This window comes from Kitasatospora sp. NPDC040550 (assembly GCF_055594965.1).
Map to the genome: position 1 here is coordinate 15,589 of NZ_JBVIWC010000042.1, position 26,519 is coordinate 42,107.

A 26,519-nucleotide genomic window follows, 5' to 3' on the forward strand; every position below is an offset into this window, starting at 1 on the left:
AGCCCGTCCGGCGCGTTGAGCTCGTCCCGCGCGTTGAGCCCGTCCGGTCCGCCGAGCCCGGTCGGCGCGTCCGGCCCGCCGGTCACAGCCCACCGCCGAGGGTGACTCCGCCGTCCACCACCAGGGTCTGGCCGGTGATCCAGCCGGCCTCCGGGGAGAGCAGGAAGGCGACCGCGCCCGCGACGTCCTCGGGGACGCCGAGCCGGCCCAGCGGGTAGGCCTTGACGACCTTCTCCTCCCGGCCCTCGTACAGCGCCTCGGCGAACTTGGTCTTCACCACGGCGGGGGCGACGGCGTTGACCCGGATGCCCTGCGGGCCCAGCTCGGCGCCGAGTTCGGTGGTGAGCCGGATCAGTGCGGCCTTGCTGATGCCGTACATGCCGATCCCGAGCGAGGAGCGGATGCCCGCGACGGAGGCGACGTTGACCACCGAGCCGCCGTGCTCGCCCATCCAGGCGGCGTGCGCCCGGCGGGTCCAGGCCAGCGGGCCGAGCACGTTGACGGCGAAGATCTTGGCGGCCGCGTCGGGGTCGGTCTCCAGGACCGGCCCGTAGATCGGGTTGATGCCGGTGTTGTTGACCAGGTGGTCGAGCCGTCCGAAGGCCTCCAGGGTGCGGGCGACCGCCTCCTCCTGGTGGGCCGGGTCGTCGGCCTTGCCGGCGACCGCGATCGCGTTGTCCGGGCCGCCCAGGTCGCGGACCGCCTCGGCGAGCGGCTCGGGGTTGCGGGCGGTGAGGCAGACCTTGGCGCCGCGGTCGACCAGTTCGCGGGCGATGCCGAGGCCGATGCCCCGGCTCGATCCGGTCACGACGGCCACCCGGCCCTTGAAGGAGTGCACCACGGAGGGTCCTGCCTTTCGGGTCTGCTCTAGAGTGCTGACTAAGCGCTTGCTCAGCATGCTGTCGGTGCGAGAGCCTGTCAACAGTCCGCCGGGCCGCTGCGGAGCGGCCGGCGGGAATGCCTGTACGACTTCTCTGGGAGGATGGCGCCATGACCAGCACGCCCATCGCCGACCTCTGGCCGACCCTGCCCGGCGCCGACACCCGCCCCGAGGCGGCGTACCGGCTGCTCCAGGCGGCCGTCGAGTCGTTCGCGGAGCGCGGCTTCCACGCCACCACCACCCGGGACATCGCCACCGCGGCGGGCATGAGCCCCGCCGCGCTGTACATCCACTACCAGTCCAAGGCCGCCCTGCTCGCCGAGATCAGCCGGGCCGGGCACGCCGCCACCCTCACCCTGGTCCGCGAGGCGGCGGCCGGGGAGGGCGGACCGGCCGAGCGGATGCGGCGCGTGGTCGAGCAGTTCACCGCCTGGCACGCCCGGGCCCGGACGGTCGGCCGGGTGGTCAACTACGAGCTGCACGCCCTGCCCGAGGACGCCTACGCCCAGGTCGCGGCGCTGCGCCTGGACATCGAGCGCGAGGTCAGCGCGCTGATCGAGGCCGGTGTGGCGGCCGGGGAGTTCGAGGTCTCGGAGGTGCGCACGGCGGCCCGCGCGGTCACCTCGCTGGGCATCGACGTCTCCCGCTGGTACACCGAGCGTTCCTCCGGCACGCCGGAGGAACTCGGCCGCCGTTACGGCGAGTTGGTGCTGCGGATGCTCGGCGCCCGGCTCTGACCGGAGTACCCCCGCGGACCTCGTTCCCTCAGGACCCGCCGGCGCCGTAGAAGCCGTCGAGGGGCGGCTCCGGCATCCCGTCCAGCAGGCGGTCCAGGCCGGCCAGCATCTCGGCCCGGTCGTCGAAGTCGGCGAAGCGGGGGACCAGCGCGCGCAGCCGGGGGTAGTCGGCCGCGGGCAGCAGGTGCAGGCCGAGGCGCAGCACCGGGTCCGGCTCGTCCGGGTTGTCGACCACCTGGCGCTTGTCCACCAGCAGGAAGCCCAGGTTCCAGGCCACGAAGGTGCGGTAGATCGTCAGCGCGGTGGTGTCGTCGAAACCGGCCCGGGCGAGCACCGACAGGATGTGCTCGGTGAGGGCGAGAGCCGGCGCCGGGCGGTGGGACACCGGGACGGCCAGCGGGCGGGTGGCGACCAGCGGCAGGATCTCGGGGTGGGCGTGCGCCACGACGGCGAAGGCCTGGGCGATCCGGCGCAGCTCCGTCCGCCAACCGTTCTCGTGGCCGCCGACGCCGGTGCGCAGCTGGGTGTTGATCTCGGCGAAGTAGGCCTCGGTCAGGCCGTCCAGCAGGGCTTCCTTGCCGGGGGTGTAGCGGTACAGGGCCATCGACTCGACGCCGAGCTCCGCCGCCAGCCTGCGCATGGTCAGCGCGCCGAGCCCCTCGCGGTCCACCAGGGCGACGGCGGCGTCCAGCACCAGGGGGCGACTCAGGCGCCCGCGCTTCTCGGGGCCGTCCCGCTCAGCCATGTCCGCACTCCTCCGAGTCGGTGCCGGTGGGCCGTCGGCCGTGCCCGGGCGGCGGGGCCGGACGGGGGCCGGGGCCGGGCAGGTCGCAGGTTACGCAGCGGATACAGAACCAGGATACAAGGGACGAATAGCCGGAAAACAGGCCTCAGTCAGGCCCCGGCCGGTGACGGAGCGCAACCGGTGGCCGGGTGCGGCCACGTCTGGCCTGGGCGGGCCGGGTCAGGGCAGCAGCAGTCGGACGGCGAGCCAGCCCACCAGAGCGGCCGAGCCCAGCGCGGTCCACCGGCGGCCGTGGGCACCGGTCAGCGCCCGGCCGAGCAGGGTGCCGCCGAGGGCGAGCAGCAGTTGCCAGCCCGCCGAGGCGGCGAACACGGCGAGGGTGAAGACCGTACGGGCGAGCGGGCCCGTCGGGCTGCCGGGGCCGTCGCCCAGGACCAGGGCGGCGAAGTAGAGCACTGTGAGCGGGTTGAGCAGGGTGATCCCGAGCAGGGTCAGGAAGGCCCGGGCAGGGCCGGGCGGGGTCTGCGCCGCGAGGGCGGACGTGCTGCCGGGGGCGCGCAGGGCGGTGACGGCGGTGCGGACGGCCAGGGCGAGCAGCACGAGGGCGGAGGCGATCCGCAGCGGCGCGGCCACTGGTGCCAGCAGGGGCGCGAGGCCGCCGCCGCCGAGGGCGGCCAGCGCGGCGTACAGCCCGTCCGCGGTGGCCACGCCGAGGGCGGCGCAGGCCCCGGTGCGCAGCGAGGTCCGCGCGGCGAGCGCCACCAGGTAGGCCCCGACGGCCCCCACCGGTACGGCGACGCCCCACCCGGCGAGCAGCCCCGCGACCAGCGCGGCCCTCATGCGCGGGCGCGGTCGGGCCTCCGGGGGCGGCCGGGCTGCTGCTGACCGGCGGCCGGGCGGGCGGCGGCGGTCACGGGCAGCGGGCGGGCGGGTGCCGAGGTCATGGGCCGATGGTGGCGGGTGGGCACCGGGGGGTGCAAGCGGTTTCCCCCGTGAGGGCGGGTAGCGTGGGGAACTCCGTGAACACTGTTTCGAGGAGGCCCCCGATGAGCAGTCAGAACGACCACGTGCGCGAGCTGTTGGCCGAGGCCTGGCGGTCCTGGGCGGAACGCGGGGCGGCCCTCGGGGCGACGGACTGGGACCGGCCGACCCGGCTGACCGAGTGGTCCGTACGGGACCTGTACGCGCACGTGGCGCCGGTGCCGGAGATGTTCACCGGGCTGCGCACGGCCGTCCTGGACGGGCCGGCCGAACTGACCTGCGGGGCGGACATCCTGCGGACCTTCAACCGGCCGGGCGGGCTCGCCCACACCGCCGCCGGCCAGGTCGCCGAACTGGCCAGGGAAGCGGCCAGGGCGAGCGAACCGGCGGTGCTGATCGCCCGGTTCGACACCGAGGGCCCGGAGGCCCTGGCCGGGCTCGCGGACCTGCCGCCGAGCACCGTGGTGGCGCACCCGCTGCTCGGCAGCGTCACGGTCGGGGCGCTCGGCGAGGTGGCGCTGATGGAGGCGACCGTCCACCTGCTGGACCTGGTCGCGGCCGTCGGCGGCCCCGCGCCGGCCGAGGGGGCGCTGCGGTTCACCAGCGCGCTGCTGGCCGAGGTCGCCGACCCGGTGGCCTTCATCGAGGCGGCCTCGGGCCGCGGTTCGGAGCCGGTGCTGCCGGTCATCCGCTGACCCGCCAGGGCGTTCGCGCTGGTCAGTCGTATGATCTGGGCCGAGGACGGATCAACCGGGGGGCATTGATGGACAACCTGTGGAACCTGTGGTGGCTGCTGCCCATGGTGATCTACGGCGGCTCGGACCTGGCCCGCAAGGCGTTGAAGACCCGGCACAAGCGCAAGTTGGAGGTGCTGGAGGCGACCGAGCGGCAGCGGGTCGCCCTGGAGGCGGCCGGCCGCCCGCCCGAGCCGGTCTGCGGCTGCACCCACCACCTGGCCAAGCACGACAAGCAGGGCCGCTGCCACGAGGTGGTCGAGGCGCCCACCGCCTGGGACGCCGACCGGCGCCCGGTGAGTTACGAGCCGCGGCCCTGCAACTGCCAGCAGTACGTGGGCCCGGAGCCGCTGGGCACGGTGTACGCGCCGGAGCTCACCGACCGCTGAGCCCCGCCGGCGGCCCGGTGCCGTAGGTCCCGTTGCTCCCCGCGCCGTCGGTCCGGTGCGGGGAGCAACGCTGTGCCCGGTCAGCCCAGGGCGAGAGCGCTCAGCCGGTCGGCGGCGCCGTTGAAGAGGTCCTGGTCACCGGGGAAGGTGCCGGAGTCGGCGTACTGCCAGAAGGTCTGGTAGCCCCAGCCGTTCGGCAGGGTGCCGACGCCGGAGGAGTAACGGGCGATCCAGAGCGGGTTGGTGGCGCCGAAGCCGCCGTAGTTGCCGGTGCAACTCGCCCACCAGTTGGTCGTGGTGTAGATGGTGGGGTAGCGCCCGGTGCGGTTGCGGACGGTGTTGGAGAAGTCCCGGATCCAGCTGACCATGGCGCTCTGGCCGAGGCCGTAGCAGCTGGCGCCGTACGGGTTGTACTCGATGTCGAGGGCGGGCGGCAGGGTCGCGCCGTCGGCGGACCAGCCGCCACCGTGGTCGACGAACCAGTTGGCCTGGGCGGAGCCGGAGGAATTGTTCGGCAGCGCGAAGTGGTAGGCGCCGCGGATCAGTCCGGCGTTGTAGGAGCCGTTGTACTGCTGGGCGAAGTACGGGTTGGTGTAGCTGGTGCCCTCGGTGGCCTTGACGTAGGCGAACTGGGCGCCGTTGGCCGCCGCCGTGGACCAGTTGACGTTGCCCTGGTAGCTGGCGACGTCCAGCCCGGGGGTCTGGGTGGCGGCGAGGGTGGGCAGGGGCGACTCGCCGGTGCGGCCCTCGTGGGCGGCGACGGTGGAGCCGGCGAAGTCGCGGTCGGGGTGGAAGGCCGGTCGGGCCTCGGGGGAGGGGCCGGCGGGGGACGGGGAGGAGGAGGGGGCAGCGGGGGCGAGAGGGGCGGGGTCGGCAGCGTAGGCGGGCGCGGTGACGCCGGTGACCAGGGCGGTCGCGGCGGCCAGTGCGGCCAGTACGGGGAGCCGACGGCGGGTCGTCGGTCTTCTGGTGGTACCGGTGGGGCGGGCGGAGCGGGAAGAGCGGGACATGGACACTCCTCTGGTTCCGGTGCGAATGGCCCAACGGGCCCGGTACGGCCGGTGGTTGGCCCGACCGGGGAGCAGGTTAGCCATGTACCCGCCAGCTGCGCCAGGTGCCCGCGCCCGGGCCGAGGGGGCGATGTGGCACGATGCATAAAAGTCGACATTCATCGGAATGCCGACCGTCACGAGAACGAGGTAGCGCCATGCCCGAGACCGCCGCCAGGACCGCCGGCGAACCGACCTTCCGCCCCGCGACCCTCGCCGACGTCCCGGCGCTGGTCGAACTGGTCGAGTCCGCCTACCGGGGTGAGGCCAGCAAGGCCGGCTGGACCACCGAGGCGGACCTGCTGGGCGGGCAGCGCACCGACGCCGAGGGGGTGGCGGAGGCCGTCGGCCACGCCGACGGGCTGGTGCTGCTGGCCGAGCGGGACGGCGAACTGCTGGCCTGCTGCCAGCTGGAACGGCGTGGCGAGCTGGCGTACTTCGGCATGTTCTCGGTGCGCCCCGGCCTCCAGGGCGGCGGGATCGGGCGGCTGGTGCTCGCCGAGGCGGAGCGGCTGGCCAGCGAGGAGTGGGGGGTCGGCGCGATGGAGATGACGGTCATCGAGCAGCGCGCGGAGCTGATCGCCTGGTACGAGCGCCGCGGCTTCCGTCGGACCGGTGTGTACAGCCCGTTCCCGTACGGCGACGAGCGGTTCGGCGTCCCGCGCCGTCCGGACCTCCGGTTCGAGCAGCTGATCAAGGAGCTGTAGGGGTGCGGGGAGGGCTCGGGGGAGGGGCGGTTTGTTGATCGTTTGACGGTCTGTCGTCCTACTGATGCGACGTCAAGTCGCTGAACAGCGGCGATGCGGAGATGTCATACCTCGTTCATGATTGGTCCAGACCAATGTGAGAGGCTGAGGACGTACGGCGAAGTTCCGTCCGATGCCCAGGGGGGCCATTTCCGCATGCCCGTACTCCATGGCACCGCCATGTCCGCACCCGACACCGGTCCGCGCCGGACGCCCGCGGACCCCGACCTCCGACTCCCCAGCCCGCCCGACGACCAGGAGCTCTACTGGTACTTCGGCCCGCAGCGCCGCTGGGTGCTGCTCTGCGCCACCCTCTCCTACGCGGGAGCCACCGCCACCCTCGGCCTGTTCGCCCTCAGCAAGCCGCTGCTCTGGCCGTTCCTGGTGCTCACCGTGCTCAACGCCGCCACCTGGCTGCTCTCGCTCACCGACGGCCAGCGGGCCCGCCGCTTCACCCGCGACTCGCACGACCTGCTGCTGCGCGCCTGGAGCCCCGCCCGTCACCCGAGCGTGGACCTGCTGCTGCCCACCGCCGGCGAACCGCTCGCCGTCCTCGACAACGCCTACCGGCACACCGCCGCCGTCCAGTGGCCCGGCGAGCTGACCGTCCTGGTCCTCGACGACGCCGACCGCCCCGAGGTGCGCGAACTCGCCCGCTCCTACGGCTTCCAGTACCGCGCCCGCCCCGACCGTGGCCGCTTCAAGAAGGCCGGCAACCTCAACCACGGCCTGGCCGAGGGCACCGGCGAGGTCATCGCGGTCCTCGACGCCGATTTCTGCCCCCGCCCCGACTTCCTGCACCACCTGGTGCCCTACCTCGACAACCCCGAGGTCGGCATCGTGCAGAGCCCGCAGTGCTTCGACACGGACGCCGACATGTCCTGGCTCGAACGCGCCGCCGGAGCGACCCAGGAGATCTTCTACCGCTGGATCCAGCCCTCCCGGGACGCCCAGGACGGCACCGTCTGCTGCGGCACCAACGCGCTCTACCGACGCGCCGCCCTGCAACGGATCGGCGGCTTCGCCGAGATCGACCACAGCGAGGACCTCTACACCGGCCTCGCCCTCGCCCGGGCCGGCTGGAGCACCCGGTACGTCCCCGCGCTGGTCGCCAAGGGCATGTCGCCCACCGGCCTGCCCGCCTTCATCAGCCAGCAGTACCGCTGGTGCCTCGGCTCGCTCGCCCTTGTCCGCGACCCGGACTTCCGCAGCGGCCCGCTCCCCAGGTCCGCCCGGCTCTGCTTCTGGAACGGCATCCTCGGCTACGTCACCAGCGCCGTGAACGTGTTCGCCGTGCCGCTGCCCGCGCTGATCATGCTGTTCTTCTCCCCCGAGGAGATCCAGCCCTGGCAGGTCCTGCCGTTCCTGCCGCCGATCTGGGTCGCCCTGGTGCTGCTGCCCGCGATGTCCCGCACCCGCTGGCGCTTCGAGGTCACCCGGGTCCAACTCCTCGGCGGACTCTGCCACGTGATCGCCATCGCGCACGCGCTGCGCCGCCGCTCCGCCGACTGGGTGCCCACCGGTGCCGTCTCCGGCGGGACCGCCCTGGCCCGCAGCGTCGCCCGGCTCGGCGTCGGCTGGCTCGGCCTCGTCGTCTTCGCGGGCGCGGCCGGCCTGGTGCGCGCCGGACTGGAGTACGGCTGGCGGCCGTTCTGGGCGCTCGCCGCGCTGCTCGGGCTCACCGCCTACACCATGATCCCGCTGATCAGGTCGCTGTGGCCGCTGCTCGGCACCGGCCGGGCCGCGCGGGCCGCGGACGGCGGCAAGGGCGCCGCCGTCGGAGAGGTCGCCGCACCGGCGCGGCGCCGCACCGGGCTCGGACCCGACCTCGGCTTCGGCCGGGCGGAAGCCGTCGCCGTCACCGCCGTGCTGCTGCTCTGCGGGGTGCTCGCCTCCGGCTGGGCCGACCCGCTGATCTTCTGAGCGGCCGGTCGGCCGACCTGTTGACCAGTTGACCACTTGACCTGCTGGTCCGTTCAACCCCGCTGGTTCGCCGGCCAGTTGACCTCCTGACCAGTTGACCTGCCGAACCGCCCACTCTTCCCCGCTGCGTTTCCTTGCGCGTCGCCCCACCGGCGCGGACCCCCGCCGCCCGGCCGCCCCATCGGCCCGGCGGGCCCGACCACCGCTGCCAGCCCAGCAAGGAGCACCGCCGTGTCAACGGCCGTACCACCACCGACGTCGTCCACGTCCGCCGAAGAACTGCTGCCCGGAGTCGTCCGGGTGGACCGGCAGGCCGCTGCCGCCGGAACCACCTCGACCTCCGCCTCGGGCACCTCTGCCTCCGGCACCGCCTCCGCCTCCGGCACTGTCGCGTCGACGGGCGAGCCCCGCCGCCGTGCCGCCTTCCGTCCCGACATCGAGGGACTGCGCGGCATCGCCGTGCTCTCCGTCCTCGCCTACCACGCGGCCGTCCCCGGCCCGACCGGCGGCTTCGTCGGCGTCGACGTCTTCTTCGTCATCTCCGGCTTCCTGATCACCGGTCTGCTCACCGGCCGCCCGATCGGCCTGTGGGACTTCGCCGCCCGCCGCGCCCGCCGCATCCTGCCCGCCGCCGCCACCGTCCTGGTCGCCACCGCCGCCGCCGGCGGCGCCCTGCTCGACCCGCTGCGCGGCACCGACCTCGCCCACGACCTGATCGCCTCCGCCGGCCAGTTCGCCAACTGGCGCTTCGTCGGCCAGCAGACCGACTACCTCGCCGCCGAACACGACCCCAGCCCGCTCCAGCACTTCTGGTCCCTCGGCGTGGAGAACCAGTTCTACCTGCTCTGGGGCGTCCTGCTGCTCGGCCTCGCCCGCTACCTGCACGGGCGCCGCCGGACCCTGGCGATCACCCTCGCCACCCTGGCCGTCGGCGGGGCCTCGCTGGCGCTCTGCCTGCGCTGGACGGCGACCTCGGCGCCGCTCGCCTACTTCTCCACCGGCAGCCGGCTCTGGGAGTTCGCCGCCGGGGCCTGCGCCGCCCTGCTGGGCAGCGCCCTCGCCGCCCGTACCGCCGCCCGTACCGCCGGCCGCGACCTCGCCCCCGCCCCCGTCGCCGGGCCCGGCTCCGGCCGGGCCACGACCCGGGTACTGCGGCTGCTCGGCTGGGCGGGCCTGGCGGCCGTCCTCGGCTCGGTCCTCCTGTACGACCGCACCACCCCCTTCCCCGGCGCGGCCGCCCTGCTGCCCGTCCTCGGCACCGCGGCCCTGCTGCTCGCCGCCCCCGCCGACCGGATCGTCGGCGGAGTCCTCGCCAGCCGCCCGCTGCGCGCCGCCGGGCGCCTCTCGTACGCCTGGTACCTGTGGCACTGGCCGGTGCTGACCATCGCCCAGGCCCGGTACGGCCAGCTGACCTGGCCGGTGCTGCTCGCCCTGACCGCCGCCAGCGCGCTGCCCGCCTGGCTCACCCTGCGGCTCGTCGAACAGCCCCTGCGGTACGGCAGCAGTCCGGCACCCCGGCGCGGCCTCGCCGTCGGCGCCAGCGCGCTCGTCATCCCGCTGATCGCCGCGCTCACCCTCGGCGGCGGCACCGTCCGCGCGCTCGGCGGCACCGCGGACGCCCGGACCGTCGCCCCCGCCGGGGCCGTGGACGGGCCCGCCCTGCTCGCCCCCGGCACCCGGGTGCTCGGCCTCACCCCCTCGCTCGCCCGCGCCCGGGAGGACTTCCCGCCCGGCAAGGGCTGCGAGATCCCGCTCAACGCCGACAGCAGCCCCCGCTGCCTCTTCGGCAACCAGGACAGCCCCGACCGGATCGTGCTGCTCGGCGACTCGCACGCCGGGCAGTGGATCTCCGCCGGGCTCGCCCTTGCCGAGCAGCGGCACTGGGCCCTGGAGGTGCTGGTCAAGCCCGGCTGCCCGCTGGCCACCCTGACCGTGCGCAACAACGTCCTCGGCCGCACCTTCGACGAGTGCGACCGCTGGCGCGAGAACACCCTCACCCGGCTCACCTCCGGGCCCAAGCCCCGGCTGGTCCTGATGGCCGGCCTCAACCGCTACGGCAGCCAGGAGGAACGCGCCGAGGGCTGGACCCGCACCCTCGACCGCCTCACCGCCCTCGGCGCGCCGCTCGCCTACCTCGGCGACACCCCGATGCCGGGCAAGGACATCCCCACCTGCCTGGCCGCCTCCGACGGCCGCTCCGACGCCTGCTTCTTCCCCCGCGACACCGCCTTCGAGCCCGACCCGATGCTCGACGGCGGCCTCGCGGCCCGCTACGGCGTCCGCACCCTCGACCTCGGGCCGCTGCTCTGCCCGGGCAGTGGAGCGAGCTGCCCGGCCGTGCTGGAGGGCGTGGTGCTCTACCGGGACACCGGGCACATCACGGACACCCTGGCCCGGGTGCTGGCGCCGCGGATCGACAAGGGGGTGCTGGGGGCGCCGTGAGCGTGGGGTGAATGTGGGGTGGGCGTGGGGTGGGCGTGGGGTGGGCCGCCCGCCGCCCGCCGCTCGCAGCCCCGCACGGCCCCGCAGGCTCAGATCAGCACCGGCTCGCGGGGCAGCTCCTCCAGGCGGGAGTCGGCCCCGACGATCCGGAACACCCCCGGCCCCACCTCCTCGGAGCGGCTGCGGATGTCCATGTAGAGGTGGGCGGGCCACTCCGTCCGCAGCGACCAGCTGACGCCGATCAGATCGGCGCCGTCCAACCGGGCGCCGGTCAGGTCCGCGTCGGTCAGATCGGCGTGGGCCAGGCCGGCGCCCGTGAAGTCCCCGTCGACCAGGACCGCGGCCGCGAGGCAGGCGTGGTCCAGGGTCGCGCGGGACAGGTCGGCGCCGGTGAGGTCCGCCGAGGTGACGTACGCCTGGCTCAGGTCGGCCCTGGCCAGGGCGCCGCCGCGCAGTGTCGCCCCGGCCAGCACCGCCCCGCACAGCTGGGCCCGGCGCAGGTCCGCCCCGTCCATGGCGGCGCCGGTGAGCAGGGCGTAGCGCAGGTCGGACTCCGGCAGCCGGGTGCCGCGGAGCCGGGCGCCCGCCAGGTGGGCGTTGAAGAGCTGGGCCCGCACCAGGATGGCGCCGGACAGGTCGGCGGCGTACAGGTTCGCGTCGTCCAGCGTCGCGTCCGACAGGTCGGCGCGCCACAGCTCGGCCTGACAGAGGTTGATGTCGGTCATGATCGCCGAGCTCAGGTCCACGTCGTGGAGCCGGGCACCGGCCAGGCTCGCGCCCGTCAGGTCCGCCGCCCGCAGGTCCGCCCCGGACAGGTCGGCACCGGCCAGCTCGGCGTTGTGGAGCACCGCGCCCGGGCCGGGCACCCGGAGCGGCTCGAAGGCCAGCGCGGCCCGCAGCCAGGTCCGGAAGCCCTCCCTCGGCGGCTCCGGGGCCCGGCCCGCCGCCGACCCCCGTCCGTCCCGTACGGAATCACCGGCCACGACGCCTCCTCCGCTGGTCGGCCCCGTCGGCGGGGCCGTACCTGCCGTCCACGCTGTCGTTCACCTTGTCGACCACCCTGGCGTCCACCCGGGGCACGATCGGGGCCCGGAGCGGACCGGGCCGGGGCCTGGAGCCCGGCTCGGGGCCCGGCCCGGTCTGAGATTCGGCCGCTGGCCCGGACCGTGGCTCGGCACCGGTCCGGGGTGGCGAGGGGAGCTCCGGACGCGACGGGCCGCGCGCGAACATCTGCTGCAGGATCTGCGGCGCCGCGATGCCGATCGCCAATGCCCCCACCGGGCCCGCCACCTGGTTCGAGGCGGTGGACGCCGCCGTCACGATCACCCCGACGCTCAACCGGATCGCCACCGCCACCACGTACGGGGCCAGCTTCATCTGACCCCGGTACGTCCACGGGAAGCCGCCCACGGAGTTGATCCGCTCGTGGAGGGTCCACGCCTCGATGGCGGCCGCGCCACCGAGCCCCCACAGGCATGCAGCCAGCATCTGCATCCGAGCAACTCCTCGCACCCACCGCACCGTTGATTCCCGACGGCCCTCTCGCCGACCATGCTGGTGCACCGGGCCGTGCACTGCCGGGCCCGCCACCCCGCAGGGCACCGATCCTCGGGAACCACCGGCGTTCCGGGGGCGGGCGGGGGCCTCCCGTGGTATAGCGATCGGGGCTCGGGTGCGGGTGCGGGTGCGTGCTCGGGTTCGGGTGCGGGTGCGGGTGCGGGGGCGCGGAGGTTCGGGTGTCGGGTTCCGGTCAGCCGTAGACGCCGCGGCAGAGCCGCGCCTGCTCGGAACCGGCCGGCCAGCGGCCCACCCGCTCCGCCTGGTCACAGATCGTTCCCGGGCCGAGCGACGGCAGCCCCTGCGCGCCCGGCCCCGCGTTCGGTGCCGCGTGGCCGGACGGGCTCGGGCGGGGGCTGCGGCCCGCCTTGGTGTGCGGCGAGGCCGAGACGTGCTGGGCGCCCGTCCGGTCCGCCCCGCTGCCCGGGGCGGCCGCCGTCGCGGCCGGGTCGCCGCCCGGCAGGGCCGGGGCGCCCCCCGGCGCGGGGGAGGGGCCGGGGGACGGCGAGGGCGTGCCGGCCGGCGGAGCGAGCGGCAGCAGGCCGGACGGCGTGGCCGACGGCGAAGCCTCCGGCAGGGCCACCACCCGGACGTCGTCGCCCGACCCCGGACCGCACATCACCAGCAACGCGGCCAGCGCCACCAGCGTCCCGCCCGCTGCCACCACCCTGGCCCGCCGCGACCGACGCGGCGGCGCGGGTGTGCCGCCGGGCGGCGGATCCGCCTGCGGCGGCCCGGCCGGCGGGGGCCCGGTCGGCGGGGGTGCCGAGCGGAACGGCTCCGCCTGCGACGGGATCGGGAGGGGGACGGGAGGTGGCTGCCAGGCGTTCGACGGCCACTGCCACTGTCCTCCGGTGGGCTGCCCAGTCATGTGCTCGTCCTTCCAGCGCCGCCCCCGCCGTACCTTTCCGTGCACAACGAGCGCGCCGACCACGGGACATGACCCGGAAGAGGGGTCTGGACGGGCGCTGATTGCCGCCGACCCACATGCTGGGGGTCATGGAGACCAACAGCACGTCCGCACACCTGGTCGAGGTGGCCGAGTTCCGGACCGACAGCCGCTACCGCCTCGTCCACCTCGAAGGCCACGGCTGGGAACCCCTCGCCCCCGAGGAGTTCGAACCACGCCTCCACCAGCTCTTCCCCGACCTCGACCCGCACGACCCCGTCAAGGTGCACTGGGCCGACCGCCCCTGGGAATGGCCGAGTTGGCACCCCGGCGAAGCCTGAGGCACTGATCGCCCGGCCATCGGGTTCGCTACGCTTTCCGGGTGAGCGTGGATCACTTCTGGCGCCGCCTGCCAGGCCAGGCCGTGGACGCCTGTTCGCCCGAGGAACTCGGCGAACTCGTGCCCCGGAGCCGCGACGTCCGCTACGACCGGCTGGTCGCCGCCGGACTCGCCCTCGGCGTACGGCAGACCGCCGTCCTGATGGAACTCGCCCTCACCGAGAACGGCCTCCACCCCGACCCGGCCGCCCGGCTCCCCGTCTACGGCGGCAACCGCCGTGACACCGGGATCGGGATGCCGGTGCTGCGGCCCGACCAGGTCGCCGCCGCCTTCACCTTCCTGCGGGACTCGGCGCTCGGCGAACTCGTCCGCCAGCAGGACACGGTGCTCGCCCGGCGGGTCGCCCAGCTCGACTCCGAACCGCCCTGGTCCGAGTCCTGGGCCGCCCGCGTCGTCCACGACCTGCGCGAACTACGGGACTTCTTCGCCGGCGCGGCCGCCGCGGGGGACGCCGTCGTCGTCCGTGAATCCGAATGAGGGAACCGATGCGAGCCGCTGAACCGATACGCCCCGCCGAGCCGATACGCCCCGCAGAGGCGACGCGACCGGTGGATCCGACCCGCCCGGCGGATCCCGGGCTTCTTGTCGACCCGGAGCGCCCGGTGGACCCGGCGCGCCCGCCGGGGACGGTCGGCTACGGCGAGGCGGCGGAACAACTCGCCGTCCAGTACGAGAGCGTGGACTTCGCCGAGGTCCACCGCTCCCTGCTGCACCTCTACCCGAACGCGCCCGCCACCGTCCTCGACATCGGCGCCGGCACCGGACGCGACGCGGCCGCCCTCGCCGCCCTCGGCCACCGGGTCACCGCCGTCGAACCGACCCCCGAACTGCGCGCCGTCGGCGCCCGCCTGCACCCCCGCGCGGGCATCCGCTGGGTCGCCGACGCCCTGCCCGACCTGCCCGAGCTGACGGCCCGGGGCGAGCAGTACGACCTCGTCCTGGTCACCGCCGTGTGGATGCACCTCGCCCCCGCCGAACGCCCGCCCGCCATGCGGGCCGTGGCCCGCCTGCTCGCCCCCGGCGCCCGCCTCGCCCTCACCCTGCGCCACGGCCCCGTCCCGCCCGGCCGCCGCATGTTCGACCTCCCGCCCGACCACACCACCGCCCTCGCGGAAGCCCACGGCCTCCACCTCCTCCACCAGGGCGAGCGGCCCGACCTGCACGCCCGCGCGGACGTGAGCTGGACCGAACTGGTCTTCCAGCGCGGCCACCGGCCGCCGCCGCCGCCGCTCTGACAGCGGTCCCGGCCGCCGCTCTGACACCGGCCCCCCCCGGGAACGCGACGATCCGGACATGAGCGACCTGCTCGGCGGCCAGGTCGTGCGGCACCTCGAAGGTGACGCTGCCCGGCTGATCCCCCGCCGGCTCGCTCTCGCTCAACTTCGCTCCTCGCGGGTCGGGCTGACCGGGGCCGTCCTCTTCGCCCGGTCCGCGCGAAAGGATCTCGGATCTGGTGGTGCCGTGTCCGGCGAACGGCGCCACCAGCCCGCATCGGTCGGACACGAGGCACCCGCCGTCGGCCCGGGGCCGGTGCTGCTCAGGGCGCCCGCGAGCCGGAACCAGGACCGGGCGCCGGAGCAGGGGGACGGCTCCGGCGCTCAGTCGGCAGGGGGGATGGTGACCGAGTCGCACCAGTGGCAGTTCCACTGCAAGGGCAGCTCGCAGCGGATGCTGAGGAACCCTTTCGGCTCTCCGTAGAACGGCGTTCGTCTCCCCGAAGTACCAGCAGTCGTACTCGAAGTCCATCGACACCCCCCTGGGTCCAGGATCGCGGCTCCCAGGGTGTGAGGGCCCCACGACGCAAGTGTCGGCCCAACGTCCGGCCAACGTCGTGGTGACGGGCTGCCGCTGACAGAAGGATGGTGTCGAGCCGGCCCGTCAGCCGGTTGCCACAACGGTCCGACACGAGGAGAACAGCAGATGGCTCGTCGCAAGATCACACGAATCGGTGCCGTGGCGCTGGCGGCCGCGACCCTCATCGGCGGAAGTGTCCTGGCGGCCTCGCCGGCCAGCGCGATCGGAAGCGTGCAGTGCCCGGGCGGCGGCGCGGAGGCGTACGGCATCGAGCTCTGGATACACGACAACAGCGGCTACTGGCAGCTCTGCTACGCGGGGAGCGTCGGCACCACGTACCCCGGGGTCGCCGGTGTGTACTCGGTGACCTCGCAGTGGAACAACGGCGTCATCACGGCGAACGGTCACGACTACAACCTCTACGCGGGCGGCAGCCTGAGCTTCAACAACGCCTACGTCTCCCGGGTCTCGATCGTCTGACGTCCAGCCGGGTGTCTCGGCCTGCTGAGTGCCTGACGCTGTCGGGGATCTTGGCGATGACGGTCGGCCATGCCCTCGACGTCTCGGTCTCCAAGATCCCCGACAGCGTCACCGCGATCAGCTCTGCGTCTCCTCGCGGCGTCCGACAGCGGCCGCATCGGGTACGACGAGCAGCTTGCCGGTGGTACGCCGAGCCTCCAGATCGCTGTGGGCCTGGGCGGCCTCGGACAATGCGTAGCGACCCGTCACGGTGACCTCAAGCGCCTTGGAGCGCACCCACTCGAACACATCGGCGGCCCGTCGGAGCAGTTCGGACCGATCGGCGATGAAGTCCCCGAGGCTGGGCCGGATCAGGGTCAGCGAACCGCCGTGGGCGAGCCGCATCGGATCAAACGGAGGCACGGCACCACTTGCCGCGCCGAAGAGCACCAGATGACCGCGGGGTCGCAGGCTGGCGAGGCTCGCATCGAAGGTGTGCGCGCCGACGCCGTCGAAGACAACCGGCAGTCCCTGACCGCCGTTGAGCCGCCTCACCTCGGCTGCGAGATCGTCGACTGCGGAGGAGAGGATCACCTCGGCGGCTCCGGCACGCTTCGCCAGCTCGGCCTTCGCCGTGGTCGACGTCGTGCCGATCACCCTGCCGCCGAGATGGGTGATGAGCTGGGTCAGAAGCAGCCCCATGCCACCGGCAGCCGCATGCACGAGCACCGTGTCGCCCCCCTGAACCGGGTAGGCGTCCTTGACGAGATAGTGCGCGGTCATGCCTTGGAGGAGCACGGCGGCGGCTGTCTCGAAGTCGATGTCGTCGGGCAGCGGCACCAGCCGGGAGGAGTCCACGACGGCCCGCTCGGCATACGCGCCGGGAACCTCCACCCAACCGACCCGGTCCCCGACCGCGACGTCAGCGACGCCGGGTCCAACTTCGACGACCGTGCCGGCGCCCTCGGCGCCCGGGGTGAAGGGCAGCGGGAGGCTGTACCGGCCTTCGCGGTGGTAGACGTCGAGGAAGTTGACCCCGGATGCGGCAACCTCCACGATCGCCTCGCCCGGACCGGGCCGCGGCTGGTCCACCTCGGCCTCCCGCAGCACCTCGGGACCGCCCACTTCGTACACCTGAATCGCTCGCATGACCCCACCAACCCCGTTGATGGCGATCCGATTCCCGGCAGGCAGACGAGTCCGCCGCTCCGCCGCCTCGCCGCCTCGGGCTGAGACGCGAAGATCTCACGCAGGACAGCCGATTGGCCGGATCGCAGGGTTCCGTCCTCATGTCGATCATCATGCAGGATCCGAAGGAGACGCGGCCCAGGCGTGTCGTGCGGCTCAGGCCGGGCCGGGGGCGAAATCCGGTGACACGCGCGTGCCGTACGGGGAGACTGGCGACGCACGCGGACCGGCGAGGGGAAGGGCAGCACGTGGCACTGGTGAAGAAGGGGTCCCGCCGCATCGTCGTCGACGGGGTCGAGTACCGCTGGCGGATGAGCAGGAAGCACTGGTGCTGCGACTACGACGCCGGCACCCTCGGCTACGTGGTGGAGGACGCCGCCCGACCCGGCACGACCCTCGTCGTGGAGACCGGACGGCCGGAGACGCCCGAACCCCGGCTGGTGCCCGCCGAGGTCGTCCTGCCGGGCGAGGTCGCCGCCGGCATCCGGGCTGCCCGGTCGCTGGGCTGGACGCCCACCGCCGCCGGTTCGCCGTTCCAGCTGCGCCACTCCGCCGTCCGCCACGAACCGCATGAACTGCATGAACCGCATGAACAGCGCAAGCCACACAAGCCGTACGAACCGCACGAAGCAGCCGAGCGGCGAGAGCGATGACCATGACGAACCACCCGGCCGTGGACCCGGCCGCCGCCGCCCACCGCGCCGTCGAGAACCTGATCGCCCGCTACGCCGAACTGGTCGACGACGGGGACTTCGCGGGGCTCGGGGAGCTGCTCGCCGACGCCGTGTTCACGGGCAGCGGCGAAGCGCTGCGCGGGCGCGAGGAGATCGAGCGGATGTTCCGCGAAACGGTGATCCGCTACGAGGACGGCACCCCGCGGACCCAGCACGTCACCACCAACCTCGCCATCGACCTGGACGCGGCGGCCGGCACGGCGGCGGCTCGCTCGTACGTCACCGTCCTCCAGGCCCTCCCCGGCTTCCCGCTCCGGCCCATCGCCGCCGGTCGCTACCACGACCGCTTCGAACACCGCGACGGCGCTTGGCGGTTCGCGGCACGCGAGGTCCGGATCACCCTGGTCGGCGACGTCAGCCGCCATCTGCGACCGGCGGCCGACCAGGGGTAGCCGCCGCCCGTTGTGCCCCGGCCTGTTGGTAGAGCGTCACCAGGAGGCCGTGCACGGGCTCGCCCTCCGGGTCCTCCTCGGCCTCGTCGACCAGTGCGGCCAGCGCCTCGGCCAGTCGTGCCGCTTTGGCGGGGCTGAGCCGGAGGTGGCGCAGCGTCATGAGGTGGTCGACGGGTGAGCGGTCCAGCTCCTGGGCGACGGCGCCGAACAGCGCGGCCGTGCCCTCCGCCCGGGGTTCGGCGACGAGGAGTCGCTCGGCGGTCCGCCGGTAGTACTTCTCGGTGCCGCCGCGCACCTGCCGCGTTCCCGCGTCCTGGACCAGCCCGGCCTCGCAGAGCACCTTGAGGTGGTGGGAGACGCTGCCCTTGTTCACCCCCAGCTGCGCGGCGAGCCGGCTGATCGTCGACGGCCGGCTGCTCAGGGCGAACAGCAGGCGCTGGCGTACGGGGTGGGCGAGTGCGGTGTGCTGGAGCGGTGTGGTGATCCGCTGCACGTCCTCGCTGTCGGCTTCGTCCTGTTGATGGCTCACCCGATCAAGCGTTAAGTACGGTTGACGCTTTGGCAAGCCGCTGGTCTACTCCCTCCCATGACCTCCACCACACCCACCACTTCGGCCACGGTGCTGCCCGCGCCGCTGGACGCCGTCACCGTCGTCGAGTCGATCGCCGACCTGGTCGGCGAGAACTACGTCTTCCCCGACACCGCCCGGCAGTTGGCGGGCCTGCTGCGCCGCCGGAACGCCGACGGCGGCTACCGGTCGCTGAACGTCGAGGAGTTGGCCGACGCGGTCACCGCCGACCTGCGGTCCGTCAACGGCGACCTGCACCTGGCGCTCAAGCACCACGCCGTGCCGGTGCCGCCGGAGCGCGGCGCGGCCGTACTCGCCGCGATGCGGCGGGACTTCGACGCCTCCCTGGGCGGCGTGCCGCGGGTGGAGCTCCTCGACGGCGGCGTCGCCGTCCTGGAGATCGGGCCCAAGATGTTCCCGCTGGACTGGGCGGCCCAGCCGCTGGCCGCGGCGCTCTCGCTGGTGGCCCCCGCCCGCGCCCTCGTCCTGGACCTGCGCCGCAACACCGGCGGCGACCCGGACACCGTCGCCTTCGTCTGCGGCTACCTGCTCGACCGCCGTACGCACCTGAACACCCTGCTCTCGCGGCAGGGTGAGCTGGCCGAGCAGTCCTGGACGCCCCCGTTCGTGCCCGGCGCCCGCTTCGGCGGCAGCAAGCCGCTGTACGTGCTGACCAGCGGGAACACCTTCTCGGCGGGCGAGGAACTCGCCTACGACCTCCAGCAGCTCGGACGTGCCGAGGTCGTCGGGGAGGCCACCCGGGGCGGCGCCCACCCGCGCGAGGGCTGGACGGTGCACCCGCACCTGGAGCTCAGCGTGCCCGTCGCCCGCGCGCTCAACCCGGTCTCGGGCACCAACTGGGAGGGCACCGGCGTCCGGCCCGACGTGCCGTGCGACCCCGGGGCGGCGCTCGACCGCGCCCTGGCCCTGGCCGTGGCACGCCTCGCGTAACGGGACCGGATCAGAGCGACAACGGCTCGAAGGCGCCGTCCCGGAAGCTGAGGACGGACGGCGCGCCGTCGAACTCCTCGCGCACGTGACCGTCGTAGCCGGGCTCCTCGACATGGGGCGCGACCAGGTCCAGGAGGTCATGGACGCCACCCGTCATGTCGTCGAGCCACAGGGTACGGCTGTACAAGCCCCGTACGTGGCGCGGGCCACCGGCGTGCTCGCCTCCGACCGGGGCCGTGCGAACGGTGAAGGTCAATCGGCACTCGGTTCGACGGAGTCCGACGGCGGAAGCGATCCGGACGTGGCTCGCCCGGGCGGCCGTCAGCGGCTCGCCGCCGACGGCTGGCCCTCAGCGGCGGGTATCGATCCGCAGGCCGCCCGTGGTCAGCCGGCGGATGTGGTCGCTCGCCAGCAGGTCGTGGGGCTGGCCGAGCTCGACCGCGCTCGCCGCGTCCAGGCGGGCCAGCTGGGCGGCCGTGAACTCGACCTCCAGGGCGCCCAGGTTCTCCTCCAGCTGGGCGGGGGTGCGCGCCCCGATCAGCGTGGTCGTCACGCCCGGGTTCCGCAAGGTCCAGGCCAGCGCGACCTGGGCCGGGGTGCGGCCCAGGTCGGCGGCTACCTCCCGGACGGCCCCGGCCACGGCCAGGTTGCGTTCGGTGAGCGTACCCAGGGCGAGGTTGTGGCCCCTGCGGGTGCCGTCGCCGGTGACGGCACCCGTCGCGGTCACGTCGTCCCGACCGTACTTGCCGCTGAGCACCCCGCCGCCCAGCGGAGAGTACGGGACCACACCCAGGCCCATTTCCCGGGCCATCGGGATCAGGTCGCGCTCCGCGGTGCGTTCGATCAGGCTGTACTCGAGCTGCAGGGCGACCAGCGGCGACCAGCCGCGCAGGTCGGCGATCGCCTGCATCCGGGACACCTGCCAGGCCGGGGTGTTGGAGATCGCCACGTACAGCACCTTGCCCTGCCGGACCAGGTCGTCCAGGCCGCGCAGGACCTCCTCGACCGGCGTCCGGAAGTCCCAGACGTGCAGGTACAGCAGGTCGAGGTAGTCGGTGTCCAGCCGCCGCAGGCTCCCCTCCACCGAGCCGAACAGGGCCTTGCGGTGACCGCCCCCGGAGTTGGGGTCGCCGGGGCGGCGCAGCGTCGAGTACTTGGTCGCCAGCACCAGGCGTTCGCGCTCCTCGCGGGCGAACTCGCCCAGCAGGCGCTCGGAGCTGCCGTCGGTGTAGGTGTCGGCGGTGTCGAGGAGGTTGCCGCCGAGCCCGACGTAGTGGTCGAACAGCTTGCGGGCCTCGGCCCGGTCGGCGCCCCAGCCCCATTCGGTGCCGAAGGTCGCCGTACCCAGGGCCAGCGGTGAGACCCGCAGTCCCGAGCGGCCCAGCAGCCGGTAGGCGTCGAGGGTCAGTGCCATCAGGTTCTCCTGTGCTCGTGGTCCGTTGCCGGGACCGAGTCTGTGGCGGCGGCGGACCGGGGGAAAGGGACGGGATTTCCTGGGAAGACCGGTCCCACCCTGGCGGTTGGACCGGTCATGACGACCCGGACCATGGACACCGCCCAGGAGCTGGCCGCCTTCCTGCGGAACAGGCGCGAAAGCCTCGACCCCGACCGGCTGGGCCTGCCGTCGCACCGCCGGCCCCGGCGGACGCCGGGGCTGCGCCGGGAGGAGGTCGCCGAACTGGCCGGGGTCAGCACCGACTACGTGGTCCGGCTGGAGCAGGGCCGCGGGCTGCGGCCCTCGGCGGACGTGCTGGCGGCGCTGGCCCGGGCCCTGTGCCTGGAACCGGGCGAACGCGACTACCTGTTCGACCTGGCCGGGCGCCGCCGTCCCGACACCACCGGTGGGCCGGCCGCCGGTGCGGCGCCGTCGCTGGCCCACCTGGTCGGTGACCTCTCGCCGCTGCCGGCCATGCTGCTGGACCACCGTTACGACATCCTCGCCTGGAACCCCGAAATGGCCCGGCTGCTACCGGACTTCGAGGCCGTGCCGCCGTCACGGCGCAACGCGATGTGGCTGTGCCTGCTGCACCCGGCGATGCGCGGCTTCTACGCCGACCGGGAGCAGGTGCTGCGGGACGGGATCGCCCACCTGCGTGCGGCATGGGCCGCGCATCCGCAGGACCGGGAACTGTCCGGCCTCATCGCGGAATTCGTCACGCAGGACGAGGACTTCGCCCGCCTGTGGTCCGAGCGGGAGGTCCGCGTCAACGGACGCGGCCGAAAGCTGCTGCGGCATCCGGTCGCCGGTACGATCACCGTCGACTTCGAAGTCCTGCTGCCGCTCCAGGACCCGGAACTGCGCCTGCTGGTCTACCGCGCCGCGGACGAGGAGAGCCGCGCGGCCCTGGACCGGCTGTGCGCGCCGTGACTGCGCCAGACCTCACCTCGGAGCGCGCCGTGATCAGCGGCTTCGCGGTGACGGCGCGCAAACCATCGCTCGGAGCCACACCGAGGTCGGCAATGCCGTTCCCTTCGGATCATCTTCACCGGTCCTTGCCGCGCCTGGACACGGTGACGGCATGACGACGATCCAGCGGCACCCCCGACCTGGATCCAGGTGGGATGGGTGGGCCGTGGACGCTCAGGGCTTCTTCGCGCCGTTCAGCTGTGGGCCTGTCCCCGGGCATCTCCTCGCGCAGGTGGCGCGTGTCGACGCTGCGGTTGGGCGGGCCGAGGAGATCTGCCCCGGTCGGTTCGACGACGTGCCCCCTTCGCTTCACGCCGACGAGGGACGGGTCCAGGCATCCTGGCTGGATTCACCCGGCTGACCGGAGGAAGCTGCCAGCGGGTGAGCTGGTGGCGGTCGTGTCCTTTCGGGTGGCCGGACCGGGCCGCTGCCTGACCTGGTGGCGCACCGCTCGACGGTGTGTCGGTGCGGTACTTGAACGCGACCGCGTCGACCGCCAGCCGGTGGTCGCGCCAGCGCCCACCCCGCTTCGGAGCCCGATCCGGCACCAGCGGCTCGACCCGGCCCACCGGGCATCACGCGACGGCACACCTCTCCCGATGATCCAGACGGTCCATTTGTGGCGGGCGGATGTGGGGTGCACCGGACGTCGGATGGGTCGACTTCCGGTGTGCGGCGGTGTGCGGCGGTGTGCGGCGGTGTGCGGCGGTGTGGGGTGCGGCGGGGATGGCTATCGGGTGCCGAAGGCGTCGTGGACGAGGCGGTCGGCCCAGTGGTGGAGGGCGGGGGTGAGGGGCGGGTGGGTGAGGCCGGCGGCGGTGGCGAGGTGGTCGGCGGAGGTGGTGTCGTAGCGGTCCTCGGAGAGGAAGGTGAGGGTCTCCGGGTCGGCGCCGGTGAGGGCGCGGGGGAGGCGGCGGACCAGGGGAACGGGGATCAGGCCGCGGGGTGGGCGCACGCCGAGGTGGGTGGCGAGGAGGGCGACCAGGTCCGGGAGGGCGGGGGTGGTCGGGTCGAGGACGGTGTGGGCGGCGCCGGGCGCGCGGTCGTGTGCCGGGACGGCGGCCAGGAAGCGGGCCAGGTGGTCGACGGTGACGACGGGTACGAAGGTGCGGCGGGTGCCCGGTAGCAGGGGGAGGCGGCCGCGGTGCAGTTGGTGGACCAGCTGGGCGAGGCCGAGGTACTGGCCGGCCTCGCCGGTGACGGAGTGGCCGATGACGCTGCTCGGGTTGACGGTGGTGAGCGGGACGCCGAGGCGGGGAGCGGTCACGCGGACGGCGGCGTCGGCGAGCTGCTTGGAGGCCTCGTAGGCGCCGAGGCGGGCGTAGAGGGCGGCGGCGGTGCCCTGGTCGAGCGGGTGGCGGGGGTGGGGGTCGCGGCCGACCCGGTAGCCGGAGAGGTGGACCAGGCGGCGCAGCCGGGGCCGGGTCGCGGACCAGTGCAGCGCGTGGAGGGCGCCGTGGAGGTTGGCGGGTTCGGCCTGGGAGCGGCTGAGGCCGAACTGGTAGCGGGCGGCGAGGTTGTGGACGTCGCGGACCTCGCCGAGGCGGGCGTCGTCCTCGGGGGAGAGGCCGAGGCCGGGGCGGGTGAGGTCGGCGGTGACGGTGGTCAGCGAGGTCGGGTCGGCGTCGTGCTCGCGCAGCCAGGCGCGGAGGGCGGTGCCGCTCCCGGTGGTGCGGACGGCGGCGGCCACGGGCTTGCCGCGGCCGAGGAGTTCGAGGAGCAGCCAGCGGCCGAGAAAGCCACCGGCGCCCAGGACGAGGGTCTGCGGGGGTGGGGGAGTGGAGGGCATGAGCGTTCTCTGCTTTCTGTGGACCGGTCGGCATAATTCTGTAGACCGATCTGCATAATTTCTGGTCATGGCGGGGTGGGGGAGTGGCGGGACTGGGGAATGGCGGGGAGGGGGAGTGAGAGGGGTTGAGGGGGGTGGCAGGCCCAGGAGACCTGTAGACCGGTCTGCATATTGTTGGGCGGACGGTCGGTGCTGCACCGAGGAAGCCGCGGTCACGGGCTGCCCGTGCGGCGCCTACGAGCGGCCGGACGCTTTCGCGCCGAGGAGGTGGAGGACGGCGTGCCGGGCGTCGTCCAGGGGCTCCCGGCTGCGTCGGACCGAGGCCAACAGCACCGCGCCCTCCAGTAGGGCCAGGGCCTGGCCGGCAGCCACCGCGGCCTCGGCCGGGCGGAAGCCGCCGGCGGTCAGCTGCTCGGCCAGGATGTGCTGCCAGCCCTCGTACACCTCGGCGCACACGGCGCGCAGTGCCTCGTTGGTGCCGGCGACCTCCAGGGCGACGGTGGCGATGGGGCAGCCCTTGGTGTAGTCGGAGCTGGCCAGGCGCTCCGCGAACACCCCGGTGAGGTGCCGGCTGAGCGCGGCGGCGTCGGCTCCGTCGGCGGCGAGCCCGGTCAGCAGGTCGGCGACCTCCTGGCCGGACTGCAGCAGTGCGGCCGCGACCAGTTGGTCCTTGCCGCCGGGGAAGTGGAAGTAGAGGGAGCCGCGCGGCGCGCCGGTGGCGGCCAGGACCTGGTTGAGGCCCGTGCCGGAGTACCCGTGCTGCTCGATCAGTTCCCGGGTGCCGGCGATCAGCCGGGCCCGGGTCTCCTCGCCCTTTGCTCCCATGGACGGAGACTGTAGACCGGTCTGTATATTCCTGTCGACCTCATTTCTGTCGACCCCATGCCTGGCGATGCGTCACCCCCGGTGGCGGCCCAGCGGCGGCCGTTCAGGCCCGCAGCTCCGGCGGGAAGCCCGTCCAGCGCAGTTCCTCGGGCAGGTGGGACTGGTCGTTCAGGAGGAGGACGGCCGAGGGGCGGCCGGGGGCGAAGCGGAGCACGGTGAGCGCCGCGTTGGCCGCGTTGAGGCCGAGCCAGCGCCAGGCGGGGGCGTCCAGGGTGTGGCGGACCAGCCAGCCGATCAGGAAGGCGTGGGTGACGACCAGCTCGTGCCGGTCCTCGGGGCCGTCGACGGGTCCGGTGAAGCGGTCGACGGCCCGGCGGGCCAGTTCCGGTCCGCGGGAGAGCTCCTCGGCGGAGGCTCCGGCCAGGAATCGCAACAGGAACTCGGCGCTGTCGGCGGGCAGTTCGTCGGCCGACGGGGCGTACGGGACGTAGTCGCCGGCCTCCTCGCAGGCCGACACCGGTACCCCGCCGAGCTGGTCCCCGATCAGCCGGGCGGTCTGCGCGGCCCGGGGGAGCGGCCCGTGGTGGACGGCCGTGAGGGGGCGCTCCGCCAGGCGGCGGCCGAGCAGGACGGCCTGCCGGCGGCCGGTGGCGGTGAGTCCGCCGCCGCCCGACCCGCTGTCCGACTCGCCGTCCGACTGGCCTCCCGGCTCGCCTCCCGACTGGCCGTCCGACCCGCTGTCGGTGGGGCCGTGGTCGGTGGCCTCGCCGTGGCGGGCGAGGTAGAGGTAGCGGGTGGCGCTGTCGGGCACGGGCGGGCTCCGGGGTGCGTTCGGTGGGACGGTCTGGTCCCGGAGTGACGCCCGTGCGACGGGTGGTGGTTCCCGGTCAGCCGATGTGGGCCCGGTTCAGCAGGGCGAGTTCCTCGGCCGTCAGCCGGAGGGCGCCGGCCGCGATGTTGTCCTCCAGGTGCGCCACGTCGCCGGTGCCCGGGATGGCGAGGACGTGCGGGCCCCGGTGGAGCGTCCAGGCGAGCCGGACCTGGGCGGTGCTGACGCCGCGCGCCTCGGCCACCGTCCGGACCTCGCCGGGTTCCGTCCCGCCGGCGCCGCCTTCCCGCCCGGCGCCGGCGATGGCGTAGAACGGGACGAAGGCGATGCCCTGCTCGCCGCAGAGCCGCAGGACCTCGTCCTGAGCGGCCGAGGCGCCGATCCCGTACGGGTTCTGCACGCAGGTGACCGGGGCGATGGCCTGGGCCTCGGTGAGCTGGTGCGGGTGGACGTTGGAGAGGCCGAGCTGCCGGATCAGTCCGGCCTGCCGCAACTCGGCGAGTGCGCCGAAGCGTTCGGCGATCGAGTCGGTGCCCAGGATGCGCAGGTTGACCAGGTCGAGGTGGTCGCGGCCGAGCTGGCGCAGGTTCTCCTCGACCTGGGCGCGCAGCGCCTCGGGGGTGCGGGCGTGGTCGATCCACCGGCCGTCGGTGCCACGGGCGGGGCCGACCTTGGTGGCGATCACCAGGTCGTCGGAGTACGGGGCGAGGGCGCGGTTGATCAGCTCGTTGGCGGAGCGCAGCGGGGAGAAGTAGAAGGCGGCGGTGTCGATGTGGTTGACACCCAGTTCGACCGCGCGGCGCAGCACCCGCAGGGCCTGGTCGCGGTCGCGGGGCACGGCGTCCGGTACGAGCGCCGGTCCGGTCTGCGGCAGGCGCATGGTGCCGAAGCCGATCCGGTGGACGGCGCGGTCGCCGAGCCGCCAGGTGCCGGAGGCGGCGGCGGACACGGAAGCGGAGGTCGGGCAGGCGGAGGTCGGGGAAGCAGAGGTCAGAGTGGTGTCGGAAGTCATGCCGATCATGATCGCCACTGAACTAACCTGATCGCCACTGATTCGGACATGTGTGAATCGACGGGGTGGGCCTTGGCGGAACTGCTGTTCACGGCGGGC

Annotated in this window: 29 protein-coding genes; 15 read left to right on the top strand and 14 right to left on the bottom strand. The window is 74.0% G+C overall.

Annotated elements, in window-relative coordinates; all coding sequences use genetic code 11:
- Nucleotides 1-82: 82 nt before the first annotated feature.
- Complete coding sequence (locus ACZ58X_RS37650) at nucleotides 83-841, bottom strand: SDR family oxidoreductase (RefSeq protein ID WP_470338072.1); 759 nt, start codon at nucleotides 839-841, stop codon at nucleotides 83-85.
- A gap of 149 nt (nucleotides 842-990) precedes the next feature.
- Here ACZ58X_RS37650 and ACZ58X_RS37655 point away from each other — a divergent pair, with 149 nt between their 5' ends.
- The gene (locus ACZ58X_RS37655) at nucleotides 991-1,617 is read left to right on the top strand and encodes a TetR/AcrR family transcriptional regulator (protein ID WP_470338073.1); all 627 of its coding nucleotides are present in this window, start codon (nucleotides 991-993) and stop codon (nucleotides 1,615-1,617) included.
- A 28-nt stretch (nucleotides 1,618-1,645) separates the two neighbouring features.
- Here ACZ58X_RS37655 and ACZ58X_RS37660 read toward each other — a convergent pair whose 3' ends face one another.
- Together ACZ58X_RS37660 and ACZ58X_RS37665 are read right to left on the bottom strand one after the other, a co-directional pair.
- A complete protein-coding gene (locus tag ACZ58X_RS37660) occupies nucleotides 1,646-2,362 on the bottom strand; it encodes a TetR/AcrR family transcriptional regulator (protein ID WP_470338074.1) in 717 nt (238 codons plus the stop codon).
- A gap of 219 nt (nucleotides 2,363-2,581) precedes the next feature.
- On the bottom strand, nucleotides 2,582-3,202 hold the full coding sequence (locus tag ACZ58X_RS37665) for a LysE family transporter (RefSeq protein WP_470338075.1): 621 nt from the start codon (nucleotides 3,200-3,202) through the stop codon (nucleotides 2,582-2,584).
- A gap of 206 nt (nucleotides 3,203-3,408) precedes the next feature.
- Between ACZ58X_RS37665 and ACZ58X_RS37670 the strand changes: the two genes are divergently transcribed.
- Both ACZ58X_RS37670 and ACZ58X_RS37675 read left to right on the top strand, forming a co-directional pair.
- Nucleotides 3,409-4,038: a maleylpyruvate isomerase N-terminal domain-containing protein gene (locus tag ACZ58X_RS37670; RefSeq protein ID WP_470338076.1), complete on the top strand. Its 630-nt coding sequence runs from the start codon at nucleotides 3,409-3,411 to the stop codon at nucleotides 4,036-4,038.
- Nucleotides 4,039-4,142: 104 nt separating this feature from the next.
- Nucleotides 4,143-4,466, top strand: coding sequence for a hypothetical protein (locus ACZ58X_RS37675; protein ID WP_470338112.1), 324 nt, complete (start codon nucleotides 4,143-4,145; stop codon nucleotides 4,464-4,466).
- A gap of 80 nt (nucleotides 4,467-4,546) precedes the next feature.
- On the opposite strand, the gene ACZ58X_RS37680 is transcribed toward ACZ58X_RS37675, so the two are convergent.
- Nucleotides 4,547-5,476: a lysozyme gene (locus ACZ58X_RS37680; protein WP_470338077.1), complete on the bottom strand. Its 930-nt coding sequence runs from the start codon at nucleotides 5,474-5,476 to the stop codon at nucleotides 4,547-4,549.
- Between the two features lie 197 nt (nucleotides 5,477-5,673).
- On the opposite strand from ACZ58X_RS37680, the gene ACZ58X_RS37685 reads away from it, so the two are divergent.
- The 3 genes from ACZ58X_RS37685 (at nucleotide 5,674) to ACZ58X_RS37695 (ending at nucleotide 10,626) form a co-directional block, all read left to right on the top strand.
- Complete coding sequence (locus ACZ58X_RS37685; protein WP_470338078.1) at nucleotides 5,674-6,222, top strand: GNAT family N-acetyltransferase; 549 nt, start codon at nucleotides 5,674-5,676, stop codon at nucleotides 6,220-6,222.
- A 195-nt stretch (nucleotides 6,223-6,417) separates the two neighbouring features.
- Nucleotides 6,418-8,184, top strand: a complete 1,767-nt coding sequence (locus ACZ58X_RS37690) for a glycosyltransferase family 2 protein (RefSeq protein WP_470338079.1) — start codon at nucleotides 6,418-6,420, stop codon at nucleotides 8,182-8,184.
- Between the two features lie 231 nt (nucleotides 8,185-8,415).
- Nucleotides 8,416-10,626 (top strand): acyltransferase family protein, encoded by a 2,211-nt coding sequence (locus tag ACZ58X_RS37695; protein WP_470338080.1) that lies wholly within the window; start codon nucleotides 8,416-8,418, stop codon nucleotides 10,624-10,626.
- An 89-nt stretch (nucleotides 10,627-10,715) separates the two neighbouring features.
- Here the strand turns inward: ACZ58X_RS37695 and ACZ58X_RS37700 are convergent, their stop codons facing one another.
- Nucleotides 10,716-11,609 carry a pentapeptide repeat-containing protein gene (locus tag ACZ58X_RS37700; RefSeq protein ID WP_470338081.1) on the bottom strand — a complete coding sequence of 298 codons (894 nt, stop codon included), beginning with the start codon at nucleotides 11,607-11,609 and terminating at the stop codon, nucleotides 10,716-10,718.
- Nucleotides 11,610-11,881: 272 nt separating this feature from the next.
- Here ACZ58X_RS37700 and ACZ58X_RS37705 point away from each other — a divergent pair, with 272 nt between their 5' ends.
- Nucleotides 11,882-12,007, top strand: a complete 126-nt coding sequence (locus tag ACZ58X_RS37705; RefSeq protein WP_470338082.1) for a hypothetical protein — start codon at nucleotides 11,882-11,884, stop codon at nucleotides 12,005-12,007.
- A 369-nt stretch (nucleotides 12,008-12,376) separates the two neighbouring features.
- On the opposite strand, the gene ACZ58X_RS37710 is transcribed toward ACZ58X_RS37705, so the two are convergent.
- Nucleotides 12,377-13,054 (bottom strand): hypothetical protein, encoded by a 678-nt coding sequence (locus tag ACZ58X_RS37710; RefSeq protein ID WP_470338083.1) that lies wholly within the window; start codon nucleotides 13,052-13,054, stop codon nucleotides 12,377-12,379.
- A 128-nt stretch (nucleotides 13,055-13,182) separates the two neighbouring features.
- Here ACZ58X_RS37710 and ACZ58X_RS37715 point away from each other — a divergent pair, with 128 nt between their 5' ends.
- The 4 genes from ACZ58X_RS37715 to ACZ58X_RS37730 all read left to right on the top strand — a co-directional run bounded on the left by ACZ58X_RS37715 (nucleotide 13,183) and on the right by ACZ58X_RS37730 (nucleotide 15,746).
- Entirely contained in the window at nucleotides 13,183-13,413 is a 231-nt protein-coding gene (locus ACZ58X_RS37715; protein ID WP_470338084.1) for a hypothetical protein, read from the top strand.
- A gap of 41 nt (nucleotides 13,414-13,454) precedes the next feature.
- Nucleotides 13,455-13,949, top strand: a complete 495-nt coding sequence (locus ACZ58X_RS37720; protein WP_470338085.1) for a hypothetical protein — start codon at nucleotides 13,455-13,457, stop codon at nucleotides 13,947-13,949.
- Nucleotides 13,950-14,074: 125 nt separating this feature from the next.
- Nucleotides 14,075-14,707: a class I SAM-dependent methyltransferase gene (locus ACZ58X_RS37725; RefSeq protein WP_470338086.1), complete on the top strand. Its 633-nt coding sequence runs from the start codon at nucleotides 14,075-14,077 to the stop codon at nucleotides 14,705-14,707.
- A 685-nt stretch (nucleotides 14,708-15,392) separates the two neighbouring features.
- Nucleotides 15,393-15,746: a hypothetical protein gene (locus tag ACZ58X_RS37730; protein WP_470338087.1), complete on the top strand. Its 354-nt coding sequence runs from the start codon at nucleotides 15,393-15,395 to the stop codon at nucleotides 15,744-15,746.
- A gap of 117 nt (nucleotides 15,747-15,863) precedes the next feature.
- Here the strand turns inward: ACZ58X_RS37730 and ACZ58X_RS37735 are convergent, their stop codons facing one another.
- Nucleotides 15,864-16,874 carry a quinone oxidoreductase family protein gene (locus ACZ58X_RS37735; RefSeq protein ID WP_470338088.1) on the bottom strand — a complete coding sequence of 337 codons (1,011 nt, stop codon included), beginning with the start codon at nucleotides 16,872-16,874 and terminating at the stop codon, nucleotides 15,864-15,866.
- Nucleotides 16,875-17,161: 287 nt separating this feature from the next.
- Between ACZ58X_RS37735 and ACZ58X_RS37740 the strand changes: the two genes are divergently transcribed.
- Together ACZ58X_RS37740 and ACZ58X_RS37745 are read left to right on the top strand one after the other, a co-directional pair.
- Nucleotides 17,162-17,566, top strand: a complete 405-nt coding sequence (locus ACZ58X_RS37740) for a hypothetical protein (protein WP_470338089.1) — start codon at nucleotides 17,162-17,164, stop codon at nucleotides 17,564-17,566.
- Nucleotides 17,563-18,039: a nuclear transport factor 2 family protein gene (locus ACZ58X_RS37745; RefSeq protein WP_470338090.1), complete on the top strand. Its 477-nt coding sequence runs from the start codon at nucleotides 17,563-17,565 to the stop codon at nucleotides 18,037-18,039. The genes ACZ58X_RS37740 and ACZ58X_RS37745 overlap by 4 nt, the downstream gene beginning before the upstream one ends.
- Here ACZ58X_RS37745 and ACZ58X_RS37750 read toward each other — a convergent pair.
- On the bottom strand, nucleotides 18,002-18,568 hold the full coding sequence (locus ACZ58X_RS37750) for an ArsR/SmtB family transcription factor (protein WP_470338091.1): 567 nt from the start codon (nucleotides 18,566-18,568) through the stop codon (nucleotides 18,002-18,004). The two genes, ACZ58X_RS37745 and ACZ58X_RS37750, sit on opposite strands and share 38 nt — an antisense overlap.
- 57 nt (nucleotides 18,569-18,625) lie before the next feature.
- Between ACZ58X_RS37750 and ACZ58X_RS37755 the strand changes: the two genes are divergently transcribed.
- On the top strand, nucleotides 18,626-19,558 hold the full coding sequence (locus tag ACZ58X_RS37755; RefSeq protein WP_470338092.1) for a S41 family peptidase: 933 nt from the start codon (nucleotides 18,626-18,628) through the stop codon (nucleotides 19,556-19,558).
- A 10-nt stretch (nucleotides 19,559-19,568) separates the two neighbouring features.
- Here the strand turns inward: ACZ58X_RS37755 and ACZ58X_RS37760 are convergent, their stop codons facing one another.
- Together ACZ58X_RS37760 and ACZ58X_RS37765 are read right to left on the bottom strand one after the other, a co-directional pair.
- Nucleotides 19,569-19,745, bottom strand: coding sequence for a hypothetical protein (locus ACZ58X_RS37760; protein WP_470338093.1), 177 nt, complete (start codon nucleotides 19,743-19,745; stop codon nucleotides 19,569-19,571).
- 162 nt (nucleotides 19,746-19,907) lie between these two features.
- Nucleotides 19,908-20,972, bottom strand: a complete 1,065-nt coding sequence (locus ACZ58X_RS37765; protein WP_470338094.1) for an aldo/keto reductase — start codon at nucleotides 20,970-20,972, stop codon at nucleotides 19,908-19,910.
- 117 nt (nucleotides 20,973-21,089) lie between these two features.
- On the opposite strand from ACZ58X_RS37765, the gene ACZ58X_RS37770 reads away from it, so the two are divergent.
- Nucleotides 21,090-21,926 carry a helix-turn-helix domain-containing protein gene (locus tag ACZ58X_RS37770; protein WP_470338095.1) on the top strand — a complete coding sequence of 279 codons (837 nt, stop codon included), beginning with the start codon at nucleotides 21,090-21,092 and terminating at the stop codon, nucleotides 21,924-21,926.
- Nucleotides 21,927-22,695: 769 nt separating this feature from the next.
- On the opposite strand, the gene ACZ58X_RS37775 is transcribed toward ACZ58X_RS37770, so the two are convergent.
- The 4 genes from ACZ58X_RS37775 to ACZ58X_RS37790 form a co-directional block, all read right to left on the bottom strand.
- Complete coding sequence (locus ACZ58X_RS37775; protein WP_470338096.1) at nucleotides 22,696-23,754, bottom strand: SDR family oxidoreductase; 1,059 nt, start codon at nucleotides 23,752-23,754, stop codon at nucleotides 22,696-22,698.
- Nucleotides 23,755-23,988: 234 nt separating this feature from the next.
- Nucleotides 23,989-24,579, bottom strand: coding sequence for a TetR/AcrR family transcriptional regulator (locus ACZ58X_RS37780; protein WP_470338097.1), 591 nt, complete (start codon nucleotides 24,577-24,579; stop codon nucleotides 23,989-23,991).
- A gap of 103 nt (nucleotides 24,580-24,682) precedes the next feature.
- The gene (locus ACZ58X_RS37785; RefSeq protein WP_470338098.1) at nucleotides 24,683-25,390 is read right to left on the bottom strand and encodes a histidine phosphatase family protein; all 708 of its coding nucleotides are present in this window, start codon (nucleotides 25,388-25,390) and stop codon (nucleotides 24,683-24,685) included.
- 76 nt (nucleotides 25,391-25,466) lie between these two features.
- Nucleotides 25,467-26,420 (bottom strand): aldo/keto reductase, encoded by a 954-nt coding sequence (locus ACZ58X_RS37790; protein ID WP_470338099.1) that lies wholly within the window; start codon nucleotides 26,418-26,420, stop codon nucleotides 25,467-25,469.
- Nucleotides 26,421-26,519 lie beyond the last annotated feature (99 nt).